Below are 15,525 nucleotides of genomic sequence, written 5' to 3'. Positions count from 1 at the left end.
GAGTCACCTACGCGGGCCACGCGGCCCGCTCCGCCCCGCGGATTCCCGGCGTGCCCGTGCGCGGGGAGCGGCCGCGAGGGCTGCCGCCCCCGGACGCCCCGAGAGCGTCGTTCCGGCACACTGCTGTCATGCGTATCGACATGGTCACCGAACCCGGTGACCCTCGACGTCCCAACGAGGACTACGCGTCGGCTGCCCTTCCCGCGGCCGGAGCGGGGGGCGTCCTGGTGGTCCTCGACGGAGTCACCCCGCCGGAGGCCGACGACGGGTGCCGTCACGGGGTGCCGTGGTTCGTAGCCCGCCTGGGTGGCGCCCTTCTCGAACTGTCGGGCGCCCGGCGCGACCTGACCCTCAGTGAGTGCCTCGCCGTCGCAGTCACTCGCACAGCGGACACACACCGCGAAACGTGTGATCTTTCTCACCCCCGTACACCTCAGGCGACGGTCGTCGCCGCCCGCTGGGACGAAGAGCAGGTGGAGCACCTGGTGCTCTCCGATTCCGCCCTTCTCGTGGAGGCCGCAGACGGCACTGTCCACCCCCGCCTCGACCGCCGTCTGACCGAACTCCCGCCCCTCGTGCGGACCCTGCGTGACCGAGCGCGGCGCAGCGGTGCGGAAGAGGACCGTGTCGCTTACGTGCGCGCGGTCGAAGGGCTGCGCAACGCTCCCGACGGCACCGGCTTCTACACTGCGGCCGCCGATCCCGCAGTGGCCGGCCGCGCCGTGGCGGGCACGCAACCCCGCGAGGACGTTCGCGCGCTCCTCGCTCTCACGGACGGGGCGACCCGCTGGACGGAGACCTTCCACCTGGGCGACTGGGCGGGGCTGTGCGCCCTCGTCCGCAAGGAGGGCCCCCGCGCTCTGGTCGCTCATGTCCGCACCGCCGAGGCCGAGGCGCCCCCCTCGCGGGGCAAGCGGCACGACGACGCCACCGTGCTGTTCGCGGAGCTGGACTGAGGACGGGCCACGGACCCTGGCGCCCTTCCGCCCGGCTGCCGGCCGCGCACGCCGGTCATGCCCTGCCCCTGTCCGGACGTACCGCGCCGAGCGGTGGGTCCGCAGCGAGTGGCGTCACCTTCACCTTGCTGCCCGGCCGGGGGGCCTGCACCACGCGCCCGGCCCCCGCGTACACCCCCACGTGGGTCGCTCCGCGGAAATAGATGACCAGGTCGCCGGGGCGCAGCTCGTCCAGTGGTACCCGGGGCAACCGCCGCCACTGCTCCTGGCTGGTGCGGGGGATCGTCCGGCCCGCATGGCGCCATGCCTGAGAGGTGAGCCCCGAGCAGTCGAAGGCTTTCGGTCCCTCGGCACCCCACACGTACGGTTTCCCCACCTGATCCATCGCCCAGGAGAGTGCTTTCCGTCCCTGCGCTGACGCCTGTCGCACGGCGCCGCTGGGGTCGAGTGCTCCGGAGGAGACCAGTTTCCGCTGTGCCGCGTCCGCGCGGTCCTGCTCCAGCGCGTGCAGCTTCTCCCGTTGGTCTCCGGTCATTGAGGAGAGCAGCCCCTCCACCCTCCGGAGCCGTGCCTGCACTTCGTCCCGCTGCTTCTTCTTCCGCTTGGTCAGCGCGTTCTGACGCTTCACCGCGGCGCGGGCCCGCTCGGCGGCCCGGGCGTGCCGCTGCCTGCCGTCGGCCAGCTTGCGGACCGTCGCGGCCTGGGCGCCCGCGGCGCGTCGCAACTGGTGCCCGTGCGAGAGCACCCGCTCCGGGTCCCGGCTCAGCAGCATCTGGACGGCGGGCGGCAGCCCGAGGGTGCCCCGCCGGTACTGCTGCCGCGCAAGCAGACCGGCGCGGACCCGTTCCTTTCCCAGCGCCGCACGGGCCCGGGAGAGACGCGACTGGGCCTTGCGCGAGGAAGCCCGCTGCTTCTTGAGCTTCTCCGCTGTCGTGTTGTACGCCTCCGAGGCCTCCTCGGTACGCCGGTACAGCGTGCCCAGCTCGCCCAGCAGCATCCCCACCGACTTCCGGCCCGTGCCGGGCGGCCCGGGTTCCGGCCCCGGATCGGGCGCAGTGGGCGAGCCGGGCAGCAACGTGCTCGCGCCCTGCGCCGCGCCGGAAGCAGGCGAAACCACCAGCCCCAGCGCGAGGGATACCGCCACCAATGTCGCGACAGCCCACGCCCGGAAGCCCCGCCCGGCGGCTTCCTCCGGGCGGCGCCGCGCCCACGTCGCCCGCGTCCTCCGCATTCTCGCCAACAACACCGCGCACCTCGTTTCCGAGCGGCGTTTCCCCGTTTCCGGCCGCTCCGCCGCGATCGTGGCACGGGCAGGGGCTTGTGCTCAGTGCACGCTGAGCGGGAGGGCCCACGTCTCTCACCCGATCGATATCTCGTGGTGCTTCCGAGGGCCGCTCGACTCGTCGGCTCGGGCGGGATCGGCGACGGTGCCGGGGCGATGACGGTGGACGCCGGGCGGCCCCGGCAACTCACGCCTCACGGCGCACCGCCCCCAGGGCCGGGAGAAGTCCAGGCAGCGGCCCAGCGGGGACCGTACGGCGGGCGAACGCTCCCGGAACACACCCCTGAGACATGGCCGAGCGGCGGCGGCGACCGCGGGGCCACGGCACCGGAATTGGCGAAAAGCGCGCTCCCTACCTCCGTCGCAGCGGAACGTCCAGCAGCAGGCCCGCAGCCCGCTTCACTCGCACGGGTGACGGAAAACGGGAGACGGAAAGGCAGGAGGCAACGGGAGGGCCCGCGGTCCCGCCCACTCCCGACGGGTGCCCCGGGATCCGGACCGGACGGGGGCGAAGGTCCCGAGACGGGGTCCGACCCGGGGGTCCTGGCTCACCGGCCCCAAGCCCGTCGGCCCACCAGCTTCCTGGCCTCGTCCGCACGCTTGCCGATCTCGTGCGCGTACGGCTCCGGCAGCCCTTCACGGGCGCGGAGGCCGGCCGCGCCCGTGGGGTCCAGGGCGCGGGCCAGAGAGTCCGGTTGGGGACGGGCCTCGGGGGTCTTGTGGAGGCAGGCCAGCAGGGGCCCGTGGAGGGCGTCGGGCACCCCTGCCAGGTCGGGGTCCTCGCGGGCCGAGGGCAGCGGGTTGCCGGCGAACGGGTGCCGCGCGCTCGCGGCCAGGGCCAGTACCGTCCCCAGCGCGAAGACGTCCTCGGCCCGTCGCGACAGCGGGCCGAAGTCGCTCCCGCCCCCGAAGCCGGGTCCGCCACCGGCCCCGGGCTGCCGTCCCAGTACGAGGCCGTGGTCGACCACGCACGGCCCGTCGAGGGTGAGCAGGACCTTCGAGGCCCGCAGGTTCCCGTGGGCGCTCCCCGCCGAGTGCACGGCCGTCAAGGCGCGGGCGAGGGCACCGCCGAGAGCGCGGACGGACTTCTCCGGCAGGGGCCCGTACGCGGTCACGAGTGCGGACAGCGGGAGCCCCGGTACGCCGCGGAAGGCGATCCAGGGGCGTTCGCTGTCCAACTCGCAGCCGAGCGCCTCGGCGACGAACGGGGTGCCGACCAACTCCGCGACCTGTGCGGTCTCCTGCCGCAGCCGCGCCCGCAGCTGTCGGTCGCGCAGAAGTTCGGGCCGGACCGCGCGGACCGCAGCCGCCCGTCTGCGGCCTCCGCGCCGCGCGGTGCCCCGGCCCAGGTAGACGGTGCCCGTACGGCCGTCGCCCAGGACTCCGTACAGGTGGAACGGCCCCAGTCGCTGGGGACAGTTCTCCGGCAGCGGCGCGATTCCGTCGATCACGTTCAGCAGATAACCCCGCCGCCCTGCGCCTGTCCAGGTTGCACGGTGACAGAGCAGGTGGCGGAAACACGACTGAACCGACTGAGCCAGCCCGCCGCCGCGGCACCGACAGGCGTGGCGGCGGGCGCCGTCCGACGACATCCGTGCGCTGCCCTCTCGCCCTCGGCGGGCCCTGCGGTGCCGCTCGCTGGTGCAGCCTTCCCCGTACGGCCGCCGTCGTCAGCGGGTGCGGGCGCGCCGCCACGGCAGGCGCGCGAGTGGCCCCCGGCTAGGCGGGTCCTGAGGCGCGTAGACGTACGCCCATCCACGCGGCAGCCCGAGCCGGTTCACCGAGGCGGGCTCCAGCCGGTAGACGTGAACCGTCCCGGGAGCACCGTCGTGGCCGGGAACCGGCACCTCGTAGGTCCGCGGGGGCCTGCCGGTCGGGCCGAGCGGCACGGCGAGCGTGCGGCCGTCCAGCGGCCCGCCGCGGAAGGTCGTCTCCTCGCTGCGCACTCTCAGACCGCCTCGCCGTCCACTGCCGGCACCGGCACACAGGGGGCATCGGTGCCCCCGCAGCCGACGCTTCCCTCGGCCCTGGCACGGGAATCCCGCCCGTCCCCGCACCCGGTGCTCCCGCCGTCACCACTGCGCTCGGCCCCGCAGAGGTTGCTGTCTGCCCTCGCAGGGTCGGGGCCGCAGGGCTGTGCGAGCTGGCGGGCTCCCGGCCCCTGCTCGCCGAGTTGGTCGTAGGGGTTGACCAGTGCGCAGGAGGTCAGCGACAGGCACCCGCAGCCGATGCAGTCCGTCAAGTGGTCGCGGAGCTGCTCCATGAGAGCGATGCGCTGGTTGAGGTCCTCGCGCCAGCACTCGGAGACGGCCGCCCAGTCGTCGCGGGTCGGCGTGCGCCCTTCGGGGAGCAGCGCGAGGGCTTCCCGGATGGTGGCGAGCGGGATACCGAGGCGCTGCGAGGCCCGGATGAATGCGACTCGGCGGAGCGTGTCGCGGCTGTAGCGGCGCTGGTTGCCGGAGGTGCGGCGGCTGTGGATCAGGCCCTCGCGCTCGTAGAAGCGGAGCGCGGAAGTGGCCACACCGGCGCGCTCGGCCAGCTCCCCGACGGTGGCTTCCTTGGCCTTCCAGGACAGGTGAGTCGCCATGCCGACCAACCTATCCGGCCTTCAACGATTCTTTAAGTCTTCCGAGGCCCCGAAGCGACGCCCTCACGGGTCCAGCAGGTGCCCCGCCTCGGCGACCACCGGGAGCGCCCTCGCCACCAGGTGTGCCGCGTGTCCCGATGCCTCCTCCATGGCGAGGGCGCGGCGGGTCACCGTGGCGGTTGCCGTGTCGGAGGCGGCGGTGGCCGTCAGCACGGCGACGAAGTTGTCCACCAGCCAGTCGCGCAGCTCGGCGAGCGGCACCTGCTTGCCCTCGTCGAGCCAGATCAGGGAGGCGGCCTCCACGGCGGCGATCCAGGTGCGTACGGCCATCCGCAGCCGGGCCGCCCCGGGTCCCGGCTCGGCTCCCAGGTGGGTGAGGATCTGTTCGGCCGCGTCCCTGCGCACCTCGTCCACGATCGCGGAGGTGCGGGAGGTCTCCACCATGCTGCCGCCCTGCAGCAGCGCCATGAAGCCCGCGTCGTGCTCGTCGACGAACGCCAGATACCGGTCGAGCGCCCGGGACAGCCGGGTGGTGAGCGGACCGGCCTGCGGCTCCGCGAAGCACCGTTCGAGCTGGTCTGCCGCGCTGCGCAGTGCCGCTTCGTAGAGCTGCTGTTTACCGCCGGGGAAGTACCGGTACACGAGCGGACGCGAGACGCCGGCCGACACTGCGACGTCGTCCAGGGAGACCTCTTCCGGCGGTCGGTGTGCGAACAGGCCGAGCGCGTGGGAGAGCAGTTGGCTGCGCCGCTCGTTCACGCTGAGCCTGCGATACGCCGGGGCGGTGCCACTGCTGCTCATGCAGTGCAGCGTAACCGCCCCGGCACGCTCGGATGTTCCCTGCCTCCCCGCCGCTTCCTCACGAGGGCTTCACGAGGGCTGCGGCCCGGGACGTGGCAACACGTCGTCCCCGTCGTGGCCCCGCGTCCCGGTGACCGTGTCACGCCTTCCGGCTTCGAGTTCTCCGCATCCGGCAACCCGCAACCGGCAACCGCGCGGTCTCACTTCGCCAGCAGGCCGGAGCTGACCCACAGTTTGCGGCCGACGCCGCGCATGACACCGATCTCGTCCAGGAAGTCCGTCAGCCGCTTGGCGCCGGTCTGCATGACCTCCCGGCGGTGACCGCTGGCCTTCACCTGAGCGACGGCTTCCCGCTTGTCCAGGCCGACGTTCTCGTAGACCTGAGGATTGACGAAGGAGATGGAGAAGACGCGGGCCGCCTCGCCGGAGCTGAGTCGCGTCAGCTCCGCCTCCCAGCGCGGGCAGCTCACCATCTGGCGGCGCAGCTCCTCGCGTGCGTAACGCACATGGCGGGCCTCTTCGATGACGTGGATGCGGGTGACGCCGCGCACCAGCGGCTGGACGCGCTCGTCGGGGAAGGTCAGCCGCTGCATCCAGTCGAGGATCTCCTCACCCAGCAGCGTGCAGGTGAACGAACCGGGGGTCGTGGAGACCGTCTTCAGTACCCGCGCGAGATTGTGGTGCAACCGGGAGACGGGGTAGGCGGGCGCTCCACCCTGCTTGATCATCCGCGCGAACATCATGGAGTGGCGGCACTCGTCCGCGATCTCCGTCAGGGCGTAGCGCACGTGGTTGCTGGTGAGGGGCTTGTCGTAGATGTGCCGCACCAGAAGCTGCATCAGGATCACCTCGAACCAGATGCCCAACGAGGCGAGCGAGGCCGCCTCGTGCCGGGCCAGGTCGAAGCGCTGTTCCTCGGACATGCGCCGCCACAGGGGCGTGTCGTAGAGCGAGACGAGCTCCGGCGGCCAGAACCACTTGCCGTCCTCGAACGGCGCGTCCCAGTCGAGTTCGGTGTCCGGGTCGAAGGAGTGCTTCCTGGAGGACTCGAGGAGGCGTTCGGCGACCTGCTCGCGGTCCTTGAGCAGGCCGAGGGCGTCCCTGAGCACCTCACGCTCCCTCTCGGCGATGTCAGGCGCTGTCGTCATGCTGGGGCACCTCTTCGTCGGTTGCCGGTCCCCACCGGGTTACCGGCGGTCACGTCTGTTGCCGCCTCTTATGAGACTGCCTGTCAGTAAGGACGTCAATCCCTGTGCGGCACTCGTCGACCACCCGGTAACAAGCGTGTGAGCCTGCGAACACCCCGTGCATGCCGGGCAGTCCGTGACCGAAGGAGATGTCCGTGTCCACACGCGATCTCTATGTGCACGCAACCGACGCCCCTCTCTGGCAGGTTCCCGCCTCCGGCAACGCCCGTTTCACCTGGGAGTACGACGACGGCCGCGACCGTCTCCTCGCCCTGTACCAGAAGGGCAAGGACAAGCAGTGGGACGGGCAGCGTCGTATCGACTGGGACCTGGAGGTCGACCCGTACGACCCGCTCGGCACTCCCGACGAGGCGATGACCCTGTACGGCATGCCCTACTGGAACAAGATGAACGAGGCCGAGCGTGGTGAGCTGCGCCGGCACCATGCCTCCTGGCAGTTCAGTCAGTTCCTGCACGGCGAACAGGGCGCCATGGTCTGTGCGGCGCGGATCGTCGAGTCGGCGCCCGACATGGATGCGAAGTTCTCCTCCGCCACGCAGACCATGGACGAGGCCCGGCACGCCGAGATCTACGGGCGGTTCCTGCACGAGAAAGTCGGGATGCTCTACCCGGTCAACGACAACCTCCAGGCCCTCCTCGGGGACACCCTGCGCGACTCCCGCTGGGACATGCCGTACCTGGGCATGCAGGCACTCATCGAGGGCTTGGCGCTCGCCGCCTTCGGCATGATCCGCGACACCACGGACAAGCCGCTGCCCCAGCAGATCCTCGCCTACGTCATGCAGGACGAGGCCCGCCATGTCGCCTTCGGCCGGATGGCGCTGCGCGACTACTACAAGCAGCTCTCCGACGCCGAGCTGCGCGAGCGCGAGGAATTCGTCATCGAGGGCTGCTACCTGATGCGCGACCGCCTCAAAGGGGCCGAGGTGCTGGAGAACTTCGGCATCCCGCGCGCCGAGGCCGACGCGTTCAGCGAGCAGTCCGAATACCTTCAGCTCTTCCGCAAGCTCCTCTTCAGCCGCATCGTTCCCTGTGTCCGAGACATCGGACTGTGGGGTGAGCGCCTTCAGCGCGCCTACTCGACATGGGTGTCTTCGAGATGGGCAACCAGAACCTCGATCTGCTCATGGCACAGGACGAGGAGATCGCCGAGAAGCTGGACGCCGAGCGCTTCGCCGCACAGGAGGCCGAACGCACCACGGAGGTGGCCGAAGCCATCGAGGAGGGCAACTCTCTTCCCTAGCCGGCCGGGGGGAGGGACCCTCCGGCGGCAGGTGCTCCCCGCCCCATGGGCTGCCTCAGTCCCCGAACCACCCGGCCGCGTCCAGCCGGAACGCCGCCGGGCCGACCACGCTCTCCAGCGCGTCCTCCAGCTCCTCCAGTCGGCGCGGTCCCAACCGGTCAGCCCACTGGCCCCGCAACTCCTGGAAGACGGCGGCCGAGAGGGTCAGCGCGTCCTGTCCGCGCGGAGTGAGCCGCACCAGCTTCCGCCGTGCGTCCGCCTGGTCCGAGGTCCGCTTCACGAAGCCCAGCGCCGCGAGCCGGTCGACCGTCTTCCCTGCTGCCTGTTTGGAGACCCCGAGCCGCCGGCCCAGTTCGCTCGCGCTCACTCCCTCCCGCCCGACTGCCTGCAGCGCAAATCCGTGCGCCGGACGGAGCTCGCCGTACCCGTGATCGGCGAGCTCCGCGTGCAACTGGTCGATGAGTGAACGGAAACCGGCGAACAGCAGCAGAGGCAGTTCGAACCCCCAGCGCTCCTGCGGAGCCGGAGACCCCTCGACAGAATCGACAACCTGGTTTACCTTTTTTTCGACAACCACATTGACCACTCTACGGAGGATGCCGCCGTGCCCGAAAAGGCCACTCCTGTGTTCGCAGACCTCACCCGTGAGACCGCCCCCGCCCCCGCGCGGCCCCTCCTGGACGCTGTCCGAAGACAGCTGGGCTTCGTGCCGGCCGCGGTGGCGCGCATGGCTGCCTCTCCGCGGGCCCTGGAGACCTTCTTGAAGGCGAGCGCCGTGTTCGAGACGAGTACCCTCGACCCGCTGGCGCGGGAGACCGTCGTTCTCACCGTCGCCGCCCGGAACGCCTGCGGCGTGTGTATCGCACTGCACACCCGCAAGCTGCACGCCCTGGGGGCGGACGAGGAGCTGGTGCAGCTGCTGCGGGAGGAGCTTCCGCTGCCTGACGGGCGCCTCGAAGCCGTCCGTGCCTTCACGGTGAACCTGCTCGACCGCGCGGGCGAGGCGGACCCGGAGGTGCTCGACGCCTTCCTCGGGTACGGCTACACGTCCGAGCAGGCCCTCGAAGTCGTCCTCGGGGTCGGCGTCTACACGCTCTCCACCCTGGCCAACCGGCTCACGGCTGCCCCCGTCGATGCCGCACTGCACTGCGACTTCCGCCCCGTCACGAGCGCTCCGAGCGGCCCGCCCAAGTGACGTCCTCAAGGAAGCCGGTGCGCTGAGAGTCTTCCGGGCAGCCCTCCGCGGTCAGCGGCTGAGCCCGCGCACAGGCAGCAGGCAGTGCGCCGCCGACGCCATCATCTCCTCGCTCACGAACTCCCGCAGCGCCTGCTCGCCGATAGCGGTGCCCGAGGCCGCCTGGGGCCACGGCGTGGTGGCCATCATCAGATAGACCTGCCCACGCTCGCGTGCGGCTGCGACCCACTCGGGCGGCGCCGGGTATTGAACCGTCAGCTTCGGCATCGTCAGCGCCGCTTGTCCCCCCTCGACGATCAACGTCAGGGGAAACCGGCGGCCCGCTGTGGCGACGTCCACCGCCTCCGTCCCCACCGGCAGCCCGACCTCCTCCGCGAGCGTGTGCATCGCCGCGGCCGTCCCTGCCGGGCCGTCTGCGCCGTCGCCGAGCGAGTAGACGAGCAGGAACGCCATGTCCTGGCCGTCTCCGTACGGGCCGGCCCAGCCGAGGACGGTGAGGGTGCCAAGGCTGCGCTGCCGGAAGCCGCCCTGGGCGGTCTGCGGGGAAGTCATGGACCGGCACACTAGTGGCGCGAGGGGCCGCTCACCGTCCCGGAATCACCCTCACTGACCACCTTCGGACCGCGAACACGCCACCGTGTGCACTCTCGTTCATGCGTACGTCGCCCCTGTGCTGACCCGCCGTGCACCGGCGCGCCCTCCTCCTCGGTGGGTGCCGGTCGGCACCGGTGCGGGGTTGGAGTCCCAAGACGCTGCTCGACTACCGTATGCGGTTACACGGTTACGTACTGTCTCTCGTGTTTCGAGCCATACCTACTCGGTGGTGACACATGCTCAACTCTGGAAAAGCCCGTCACAAAGCTCCCGGCCGACGCACCCGCGTGCTCGTACGCGCCGGGCTGCTCGCCACGGCCGTCGGCGTGGCCCTCGGAGCGGGAGGGCCGGCTGCGACGGCGGCGGACGGCGGCACGGCGCAGGGGAACGGCGGCAAGGCGACACAGAAGGGCGGGGATGCCGCGGCCGAGGCTCTCAGCGGCGGTCTGGCGGCTCCGGTACGGGAGACGACACGCGGCGCCGGTGTGGCACTCGGCAGGACGCTCGACACCGTCAAGGACCTTCAGATCAACCCGCTGGCCAACACCGGGACCGACCCGCTGGACAACAGCGTCGGCACCCAGGTGGCCGACTTCAAGCCGGTGAGCACCGCTGCGCTGACCGGTCCTCTCGCCCGCGGCGCCTCGCTGGGAGAGCTCCCCCTGGTCGGTCCGGTGGCCAACACGGTGACCGACGCCCTGCCCGGCTGACACCCGGGCAGGGCAGAACCAGGAGAACGGAAAACGGGGGAGCGGGGGCACGGGGGAGGCGTACACGGCAGAACCGGAAACATCGGAACACGGAAGAAGCCACCGGCCGGCTGCCGGTGGCTTCTTCCGTGTGCGTCTGCTTCGGCTGGGGAAGCCTCGCTCGCCGACGTCAGGCGCGTGCCTGTCCGCTACGGCGAGCTCGCGGTCCTCGGCCTCAGTTGTTGTGCTCGCCGTTCCCGGACAGGACCGGGATGTCGTCCAGGATGTGCGACAGCGAGTCGTCACCCTTGGCCTGCGAGGAGTTGTCCGAGCACTGCTGGTTCTGCGGGTTGTGCAGGACGTTGATGTCCTGGACGGCCACGTTCACCAGGCCGACGACGGAGCCGACGTTGACCTTGGCCGGCAGGCCGACGCAGGGCTTGTTCAGCGTGCCCTGAACGGCCTGGAACTGCGGGCTGCCGTTGCCCTTGGTGGCGGCGTTGCCGAAGCTCTGGTCGGCACCGTTCCCGTTGACCGAGGTGGTGCCGGTGTCGTTGCCGGTCGCGAACGCCTGCGGGGCGGCGAGCGCGGAGACGCCGACGAGCGAGACAGCCACCGTGGCGGTGGACAGAGCCTTCTTGATCATGGGTTTTACCGTTCCTCTTCGAAGAGTGCGGAAGTCTGGGACGCCGGGTTCAACTGTCTTCCGCTCTCTGAGTTGTTCTTTTTCACCTGAATGGTGAATGTGCCGTGACTGGAGAACCGGACGCCCGGCGCTCCCGGACCTACGACAACAGGGGCAGGCCGCCCAGCAGGTTCTGGTCGGTGGTCAGCTCGCCGTTCCGTGCGGTGCCTTTCACGGTGTCCATCAAAGCGTCCACCTGCGGCCCCGCGACGTGCACCGGGGGCTCCGAAAACAGTTCGCCACTGGCGAGCGCGTCGTCGAGGGCACCATTGAGACTGAAATTCGGTCCGGCGGCGGGCTGGCTCGCGAATGCGGGTGTGCCGACGCCCAGGGCCATCACCGAGCCCGCAAGGGCGGCTGCGGTCTTCTTGTACTTCATATGGCGCTTCTTCCTCCGGAAGGTGACAGAGTTTCCAGGCCTCCCTGACAACGACCCACTCCGGGGCCGGAAACGAGACCGCCCCGCTCCCTGCCGGCCGTGCAACGACCACGCAAACGCGGAACGGTCTGGGACCGTTCCGCGTTTGCGCGTTTCCGTTGACGAACGGAGCGAAGGCAAGGACTCGCGCGACTGGCGTCACGCGCATGCCTTCGCCGCGGAGACGGACGTGTCGCGGGTGCCGCTACGGCTTGTCGGCCGAGATCACACCAGCCGGAGCGGTGTCGATCGAGCCGCCGTGGCTGCTGAGAGGCGTCGGCCGGGAGGCCGCGTCAGCCCAGGCGCCGGGTCGCACGGCGGTAGAGCACCGTGCCGCCCAGTACCGCGCCGAGGCCGAGCGCCGCCGCACCCCAGGTGCGCTCCGCACCTGTTTCCGCCAGGGCGGGAGTTGCCGGCTCGGGGGCCTCGGCTGCCTTCTCGGCAACCGGGGCCGACTCGACCCGCGTCGGCGCCTCGGGCTCGGCGGCCGGCTTCTCCACCGGGGCGGCGGGCTTGTGCGGCGTGTGGCCCTGCGGCACCTCGGGCGCCTTGTGCTCCGGAGGCTCCTCCTCGGTCCGCTGCGGAGGCTTGTGCGGCTCCTCCCGCGGCGGGCGGTGCTGCGGAGGGGTGTGGTGGGTGGGCTCGTTGGTGCACCCGTTGCCGAACGTGGGGTTCAGCACGCCGACGACGTCCACCGTGTTGCCGCAGACGTTGGCCGGGATGTGCACCGGAGCCTGCACGGCGTTGCCGGACAGCACGCCGGGGGAGCCGGTGGCGCCACCACCGGCTCCCGCGTCGGCCTGCGCGTACCCGGCCACACCGGCGAGCACCCCTGTCGTGGCGGCCGCGGTCAGGAGGCTCTTGCTCAAGACCTTTCGCATGGTCTCTTCCTGCTCTCAGTCTGTTGCGGAAGGTGGACGGGGCGGACGCGCGAGTCCTCACCCGTCCCCTGTCCGTCCATCAGGAAACCGGACGGCTCCGGCGCGTGGGCTCCTCACCCGACGCACCGGAGCCGGTCCGAAATGGTTCCCGCGCACGAGGCGGGGAGCGTCAGTCGCTGACGCAGGTGTTGCCGAACGCCGGGTTGAGCAGACCGATGACGTCGATCGTGTTGCCGCAGACCTGGACCGGGACGTGCACCGGGACCTGGATGACGTTGCCCGAGATGACACCGGGGGAGTTGGCGGCCCCACCCTGGGCGCCCGAGTCGGCGAGGGCCGGAGCGGCGGCCGTGCCCAGGGCCATCAGCGTGCCTGCGGCGACGGTCGCGACCTTCGTGTACTTCACGTGGGAGTCCTTTCTCAAGCGGGTTTCCCTGGACCACGGATTTCGTATGTCCACGAGTGCTGGCTGATCGCCCGCAATCCGCTGTCGCCATTCGTAACGAGGCCACGATCCGTACGACACGAGTTATGCCGAAATCACCGGTGTCTCCCTCGGATGGCCCAATGTCCGGGTCGTCTTGTTCACTCACGGGAGGGAACCGGGGCCTTTTCGGGAACCATCTGCGAGGTGGTGTATCCGCCAGGCAACGCGCCTGTGCCGCGCGCCGGTTGGTGCCTGTCGGCGCAGCCGGTCCGGACGTGTGCCGGAGAGCCACGGTCTGTCGTGCGAGGAAACGACGAGAGCCCGGGGCACATGTGTGCCCCGGGCCCTGTTCTTCGTTGTCCGCATTACCTGCGGTGTCCGCGGTGTCAGCGGTGTCCGCGTTCCGCTCGGGTCGCGGTGGAAACCCGCCTCAGCGGTTTCCGGCGCCGTTCCCGGAGACGAGGGGAAGGTCGTTCAGAACGTGCGAGAGCGGCTCGTCACCCTTGGCCTGGGTGGAGTTCTCGACACACTGCTGGTTCTGCGGGTTCGACAGGACGTTGACGTCCTGGACGGCGACGTTCACCAGACCCACGAGCGAACCGGCGTTGCCCTTCAGCGGCAGACCGATGCAGGGCTTGTTCAACGAGCCCTGGATCAGTGCGAACTGGGGGCTCCAGTTCCCGTAGGTCGCGGAGTTGCCGTAGCTCTGGGCCGCGCCGTTGCCGTTCACGGTCGTGGTGCCGTGGTCGTCGCTGATGGCCGAGGCCTGGGGGGCCGCCACCCCGACGATGGCGGTCGCGGCGGCGGCGGTGGCCAGCGCGTTCTTGATCATTGATAGTCCTCCTGATGTGGAGCTCGACGCGGAGCGCACTGGACAACTGGGCCGCACGGTGTTGGTTGCGCACGTTCACCCGGACGACGATCGGCGGCCTCGAAACGTCGGTTCATCGTTCCGGGTGCACGCCTTCCCTCGTGCGGGTGAGCGAGGCGGCCTCTTCCCCGCCGGCCCCGCCCGTTCGGGCCATCCGGCCCTGCCGCCCGGCTCGCTGAGCGGTATCCCTGAAGACGGGACGCGGAGCCGGGAGCGCTGCGGCGCGCGGTCCCGGAAGGGAGCACGGCGTGACCGGGACCGTTGTGGTGGGAGTCGACGGCTCTCCGTCGAGCCTTGATGCCGTGGATGTCGCCGCCCGGGAGGCGAGGCTTCGCGGCAGCGCGCTGCACGTCGTCCACGCCTTCGTCTGGCCGACGACGAAGGTGCCGCTCGGCCCGTCGGTCATGGGCCCGCCCGAGGGCGGGCTGCGCAACCTCGCCCATCAGACCGCCGAACAGGCCGCCGCGCGCGCCAGGACCGCCGAGCCGACCGTGGAGGTCACCCACGCGGTGATCACCGGCGACCCGCTCTCCGTCCTCACCACGGAGTCGCACGGCGCCGCCCTGGTCGTGGTCGGCACCCGTGGACTGGGCGGCTTCACCGGGCTGCTCGTCGGCTCGGTCGCCGTCTACCTGGCCGCCCACGCCGAGTGCCCCGTCCTGGTCACCCGGGGACGGAAGAGACCCACCGGCCCGGTGCTGCTGGGCGTGGACGGATCGGAGGTCGGGGATCCGGCCGTCGGCTGGGCCTTCGAAGAGGCGTCGCTGCGCGGTGCCGAACTCGTCGCGATGCACAACTGGAACAACTGGACAGGACCCGTCGCGGCGGGGCCCGGGGCCCCGGTGCCCACCTACTACGACGTCGACGTGTTCCGCTCCGAGGAGGACCGGATCCTCTCGACAGCTCTCGCCGGCTGGCGCGAACAGTATCCCGACGTCAAGGTGACCCCGCGGCTCGTACAGGAGTACACCCGGCAAGCGCTCCTCTCGGCGAGCGAGGACGCCCAGCTCCTGGTCGTCGGCGCCCGCGGCCGGGGCGGCTTCACGGGCCTGCTGCTCGGGTCGGTCAGCCAGGCGGTCCTCCACCACGCGGAGTGCCCCGTGGCTGTCGTACGGGCACACCTCGACCACCGGCACCGGCACGCTCACGGAAGTCGGCAGGAAAGGGACTACGGGAACGCGCACGAAGGGCGTGGTGTGCACCGGCCCGGACGCGGCCACGGGGTCGGACGCGGCCGTGGCCACCGGGACGAGGAGAGTGAGTGAGGAAGAGGTGAATGTTTGCGCCTGACCTTCTCCAGCGGTCCCGCCACCGAGGCCGGAACACTTCCGGCCGCCTGGCGTCGTGCCCCAGCTGGTCCGGGAACGTGCCTGTGGGCGACCATGCCCTCATGGACACCGCGAAACTGGAACTGGCCGTGAAGCGTTACCGCGAGGCGGAAGAGGCCTACAACGCGGCAGGCCTCGACGTCCAGGCGGAAGTGGTCGCCCTGCTCCGCGACGCCGAGGATCCGAGCGCGTGCACCACCATCGCCGACGTCACCGGCTGGACCCCCGGTTACGTCCAGCAGCTCCAGGCCGTGGCGGACGCCGAGGACGACCCGCCCGCGGTGTGACCGCCGGCGACGGACGGCACCGCCCGCAGCGGCACCGACGCGCAGCGCCGCCCGGCCCGTCGGACCGACCGCT

18 protein-coding genes and 1 pseudogene are annotated in these 15,525 nt (G+C 71.0%); 6 read left to right on the top strand and 13 right to left on the bottom strand.

Annotated features, from left to right (window positions below; all coding sequences use genetic code 11):
* Nucleotides 1-128: 128 nt before the first annotated feature.
* A complete protein-coding gene (locus tag H297_RS0101770) occupies nt 129-956 on the top strand; it encodes a protein phosphatase 2C domain-containing protein (protein ID WP_027735646.1) in 828 nt (275 codons plus the stop codon).
* A 55-nt stretch (nt 957-1,011) separates the two neighbouring features.
* On the opposite strand, the gene H297_RS33930 is transcribed toward H297_RS0101770, so the two are convergent.
* From H297_RS33930 to H297_RS0101740, 6 genes are all read right to left on the bottom strand, one after another.
* Nucleotides 1,012-2,100: a C40 family peptidase gene (locus H297_RS33930; RefSeq protein WP_486589367.1), complete on the bottom strand. Its 1,089-nt coding sequence runs from the start codon at nt 2,098-2,100 to the stop codon at nt 1,012-1,014.
* Between the two features lie 686 nt (nt 2,101-2,786).
* Nucleotides 2,787-3,689, bottom strand: coding sequence for a hypothetical protein (locus tag H297_RS33925; protein ID WP_051351406.1), 903 nt, complete (start codon nt 3,687-3,689; stop codon nt 2,787-2,789).
* 219 nt (nt 3,690-3,908) lie between these two features.
* On the bottom strand, nt 3,909-4,184 hold the full coding sequence (locus H297_RS0101755; RefSeq protein WP_027735645.1) for a hypothetical protein: 276 nt from the start codon (nt 4,182-4,184) through the stop codon (nt 3,909-3,911).
* Between the two features lie 2 nt (nt 4,185-4,186).
* Nucleotides 4,187-4,825, bottom strand: a complete 639-nt coding sequence (soxR, locus tag H297_RS33920; RefSeq protein WP_078513660.1) for a redox-sensitive transcriptional activator SoxR — start codon at nt 4,823-4,825, stop codon at nt 4,187-4,189.
* 63 nt (nt 4,826-4,888) lie between these two features.
* Nucleotides 4,889-5,626, bottom strand: coding sequence for a TetR/AcrR family transcriptional regulator (locus H297_RS0101745; RefSeq protein WP_027735644.1), 738 nt, complete (start codon nt 5,624-5,626; stop codon nt 4,889-4,891).
* A 200-nt stretch (nt 5,627-5,826) separates the two neighbouring features.
* Nucleotides 5,827-6,774 carry an AurF N-oxygenase family protein gene (locus H297_RS0101740; RefSeq protein ID WP_027735643.1) on the bottom strand — a complete coding sequence of 316 codons (948 nt, stop codon included), beginning with the start codon at nt 6,772-6,774 and terminating at the stop codon, nt 5,827-5,829.
* A 194-nt stretch (nt 6,775-6,968) separates the two neighbouring features.
* On the opposite strand from H297_RS0101740, the pseudogene H297_RS33915 reads away from it, so the two are divergent.
* A pseudogene (locus H297_RS33915) lies at nt 6,969-8,077 on the top strand (ferritin-like domain-containing protein).
* A gap of 55 nt (nt 8,078-8,132) precedes the next feature.
* Here H297_RS33915 and H297_RS0101730 read toward each other — a convergent pair.
* Entirely contained in the window at nt 8,133-8,654 is a 522-nt protein-coding gene (locus H297_RS0101730) for a MarR family transcriptional regulator (RefSeq protein ID WP_199787123.1), read from the bottom strand.
* A 150-nt stretch (nt 8,655-8,804) separates the two neighbouring features.
* Here H297_RS0101730 and H297_RS33910 point away from each other — a divergent pair, with 150 nt between their 5' ends.
* A complete protein-coding gene (locus tag H297_RS33910; RefSeq protein WP_486589366.1) occupies nt 8,805-9,272 on the top strand; it encodes a carboxymuconolactone decarboxylase family protein in 468 nt (155 codons plus the stop codon).
* 51 nt (nt 9,273-9,323) lie between these two features.
* Here H297_RS33910 and H297_RS0101720 read toward each other — a convergent pair whose 3' ends face one another.
* Complete coding sequence (locus tag H297_RS0101720; RefSeq protein ID WP_027735641.1) at nt 9,324-9,824, bottom strand: DUF5949 family protein; 501 nt, start codon at nt 9,822-9,824, stop codon at nt 9,324-9,326.
* Between the two features lie 278 nt (nt 9,825-10,102).
* On the opposite strand from H297_RS0101720, the gene H297_RS0101715 reads away from it, so the two are divergent.
* Nucleotides 10,103-10,576, top strand: a complete 474-nt coding sequence (locus H297_RS0101715) for a hypothetical protein (protein ID WP_027735640.1) — start codon at nt 10,103-10,105, stop codon at nt 10,574-10,576.
* Between the two features lie 214 nt (nt 10,577-10,790).
* Here the strand turns inward: H297_RS0101715 and H297_RS0101710 are convergent, their stop codons facing one another.
* The 5 genes from H297_RS0101710 to H297_RS0101690 form a co-directional block, all read right to left on the bottom strand.
* Nucleotides 10,791-11,201 (bottom strand): rodlin, encoded by a 411-nt coding sequence (locus tag H297_RS0101710; RefSeq protein WP_027735639.1) that lies wholly within the window; start codon nt 11,199-11,201, stop codon nt 10,791-10,793.
* A gap of 139 nt (nt 11,202-11,340) precedes the next feature.
* Nucleotides 11,341-11,619: a hypothetical protein gene (locus tag H297_RS33905; protein ID WP_037792481.1), complete on the bottom strand. Its 279-nt coding sequence runs from the start codon at nt 11,617-11,619 to the stop codon at nt 11,341-11,343.
* A gap of 332 nt (nt 11,620-11,951) precedes the next feature.
* The gene (locus H297_RS0101700) at nt 11,952-12,539 is read right to left on the bottom strand and encodes a chaplin family protein (RefSeq protein WP_027735638.1); all 588 of its coding nucleotides are present in this window, start codon (nt 12,537-12,539) and stop codon (nt 11,952-11,954) included.
* A gap of 169 nt (nt 12,540-12,708) precedes the next feature.
* A complete protein-coding gene (locus tag H297_RS0101695) occupies nt 12,709-12,945 on the bottom strand; it encodes a chaplin (RefSeq protein ID WP_027735637.1) in 237 nt (78 codons plus the stop codon).
* Nucleotides 12,946-13,396: 451 nt separating this feature from the next.
* A complete protein-coding gene (locus H297_RS0101690; protein WP_027735636.1) occupies nt 13,397-13,798 on the bottom strand; it encodes a rodlin in 402 nt (133 codons plus the stop codon).
* A 287-nt stretch (nt 13,799-14,085) separates the two neighbouring features.
* Here H297_RS0101690 and H297_RS33900 point away from each other — a divergent pair, with 287 nt between their 5' ends.
* The gene (locus H297_RS33900; protein WP_078513659.1) at nt 14,086-15,102 is read left to right on the top strand and encodes a universal stress protein; all 1,017 of its coding nucleotides are present in this window, start codon (nt 14,086-14,088) and stop codon (nt 15,100-15,102) included.
* A gap of 125 nt (nt 15,103-15,227) precedes the next feature.
* Entirely contained in the window at nt 15,228-15,452 is a 225-nt protein-coding gene (locus H297_RS0101680) for a hypothetical protein (protein WP_027735635.1), read from the top strand.
* The last annotated feature ends 73 nt before the right edge of the window (nt 15,453-15,525 follow it).

Source organism: Streptomyces sp. CNT360 (genome assembly GCF_000424785.1).
This window is presented reverse-complemented; position numbering and strand designations above follow the sequence as displayed.

Bases quoted from the DNA above. Each gene is read 5' to 3' on its own strand.
- H297_RS0101770 (WP_027735646.1), top strand. From the start codon at position 129: ATGCGTATCGACATGGTCACCGAACCCGGTGACCCTCGACGTCCCAAC.
- soxR (WP_078513660.1), bottom strand. From the start codon at position 4,825: ATGGCGACTCACCTGTCCTGGAAGGCCAAGGAAGCCACCGTCGGGGAG.
- H297_RS0101745 (WP_027735644.1), bottom strand. From the start codon at position 5,626: ATGAGCAGCAGTGGCACCGCCCCGGCGTATCGCAGGCTCAGCGTGAAC.
- H297_RS0101740 (WP_027735643.1), bottom strand. From the start codon at position 6,774: ATGACGACAGCGCCTGACATCGCCGAGAGGGAGCGTGAGGTGCTCAGG.
- H297_RS33910 (WP_486589366.1), top strand. From the start codon at position 8,805: ATGGCTGCCTCTCCGCGGGCCCTGGAGACCTTCTTGAAGGCGAGCGCC.
- H297_RS0101720 (WP_027735641.1), bottom strand. From the start codon at position 9,824: ATGACTTCCCCGCAGACCGCCCAGGGCGGCTTCCGGCAGCGCAGCCTT.
- H297_RS0101715 (WP_027735640.1), top strand. From the start codon at position 10,103: ATGCTCAACTCTGGAAAAGCCCGTCACAAAGCTCCCGGCCGACGCACC.
- H297_RS0101710 (WP_027735639.1), bottom strand. From the start codon at position 11,201: ATGATCAAGAAGGCTCTGTCCACCGCCACGGTGGCTGTCTCGCTCGTC.
- H297_RS33905 (WP_037792481.1), bottom strand. From the start codon at position 11,619: ATGAAGTACAAGAAGACCGCAGCCGCCCTTGCGGGCTCGGTGATGGCC.
- H297_RS0101700 (WP_027735638.1), bottom strand. From the start codon at position 12,539: ATGCGAAAGGTCTTGAGCAAGAGCCTCCTGACCGCGGCCGCCACGACA.
- H297_RS0101690 (WP_027735636.1), bottom strand. From the start codon at position 13,798: ATGATCAAGAACGCGCTGGCCACCGCCGCCGCCGCGACCGCCATCGTC.
- H297_RS0101680 (WP_027735635.1), top strand. From the start codon at position 15,228: ATGGACACCGCGAAACTGGAACTGGCCGTGAAGCGTTACCGCGAGGCG.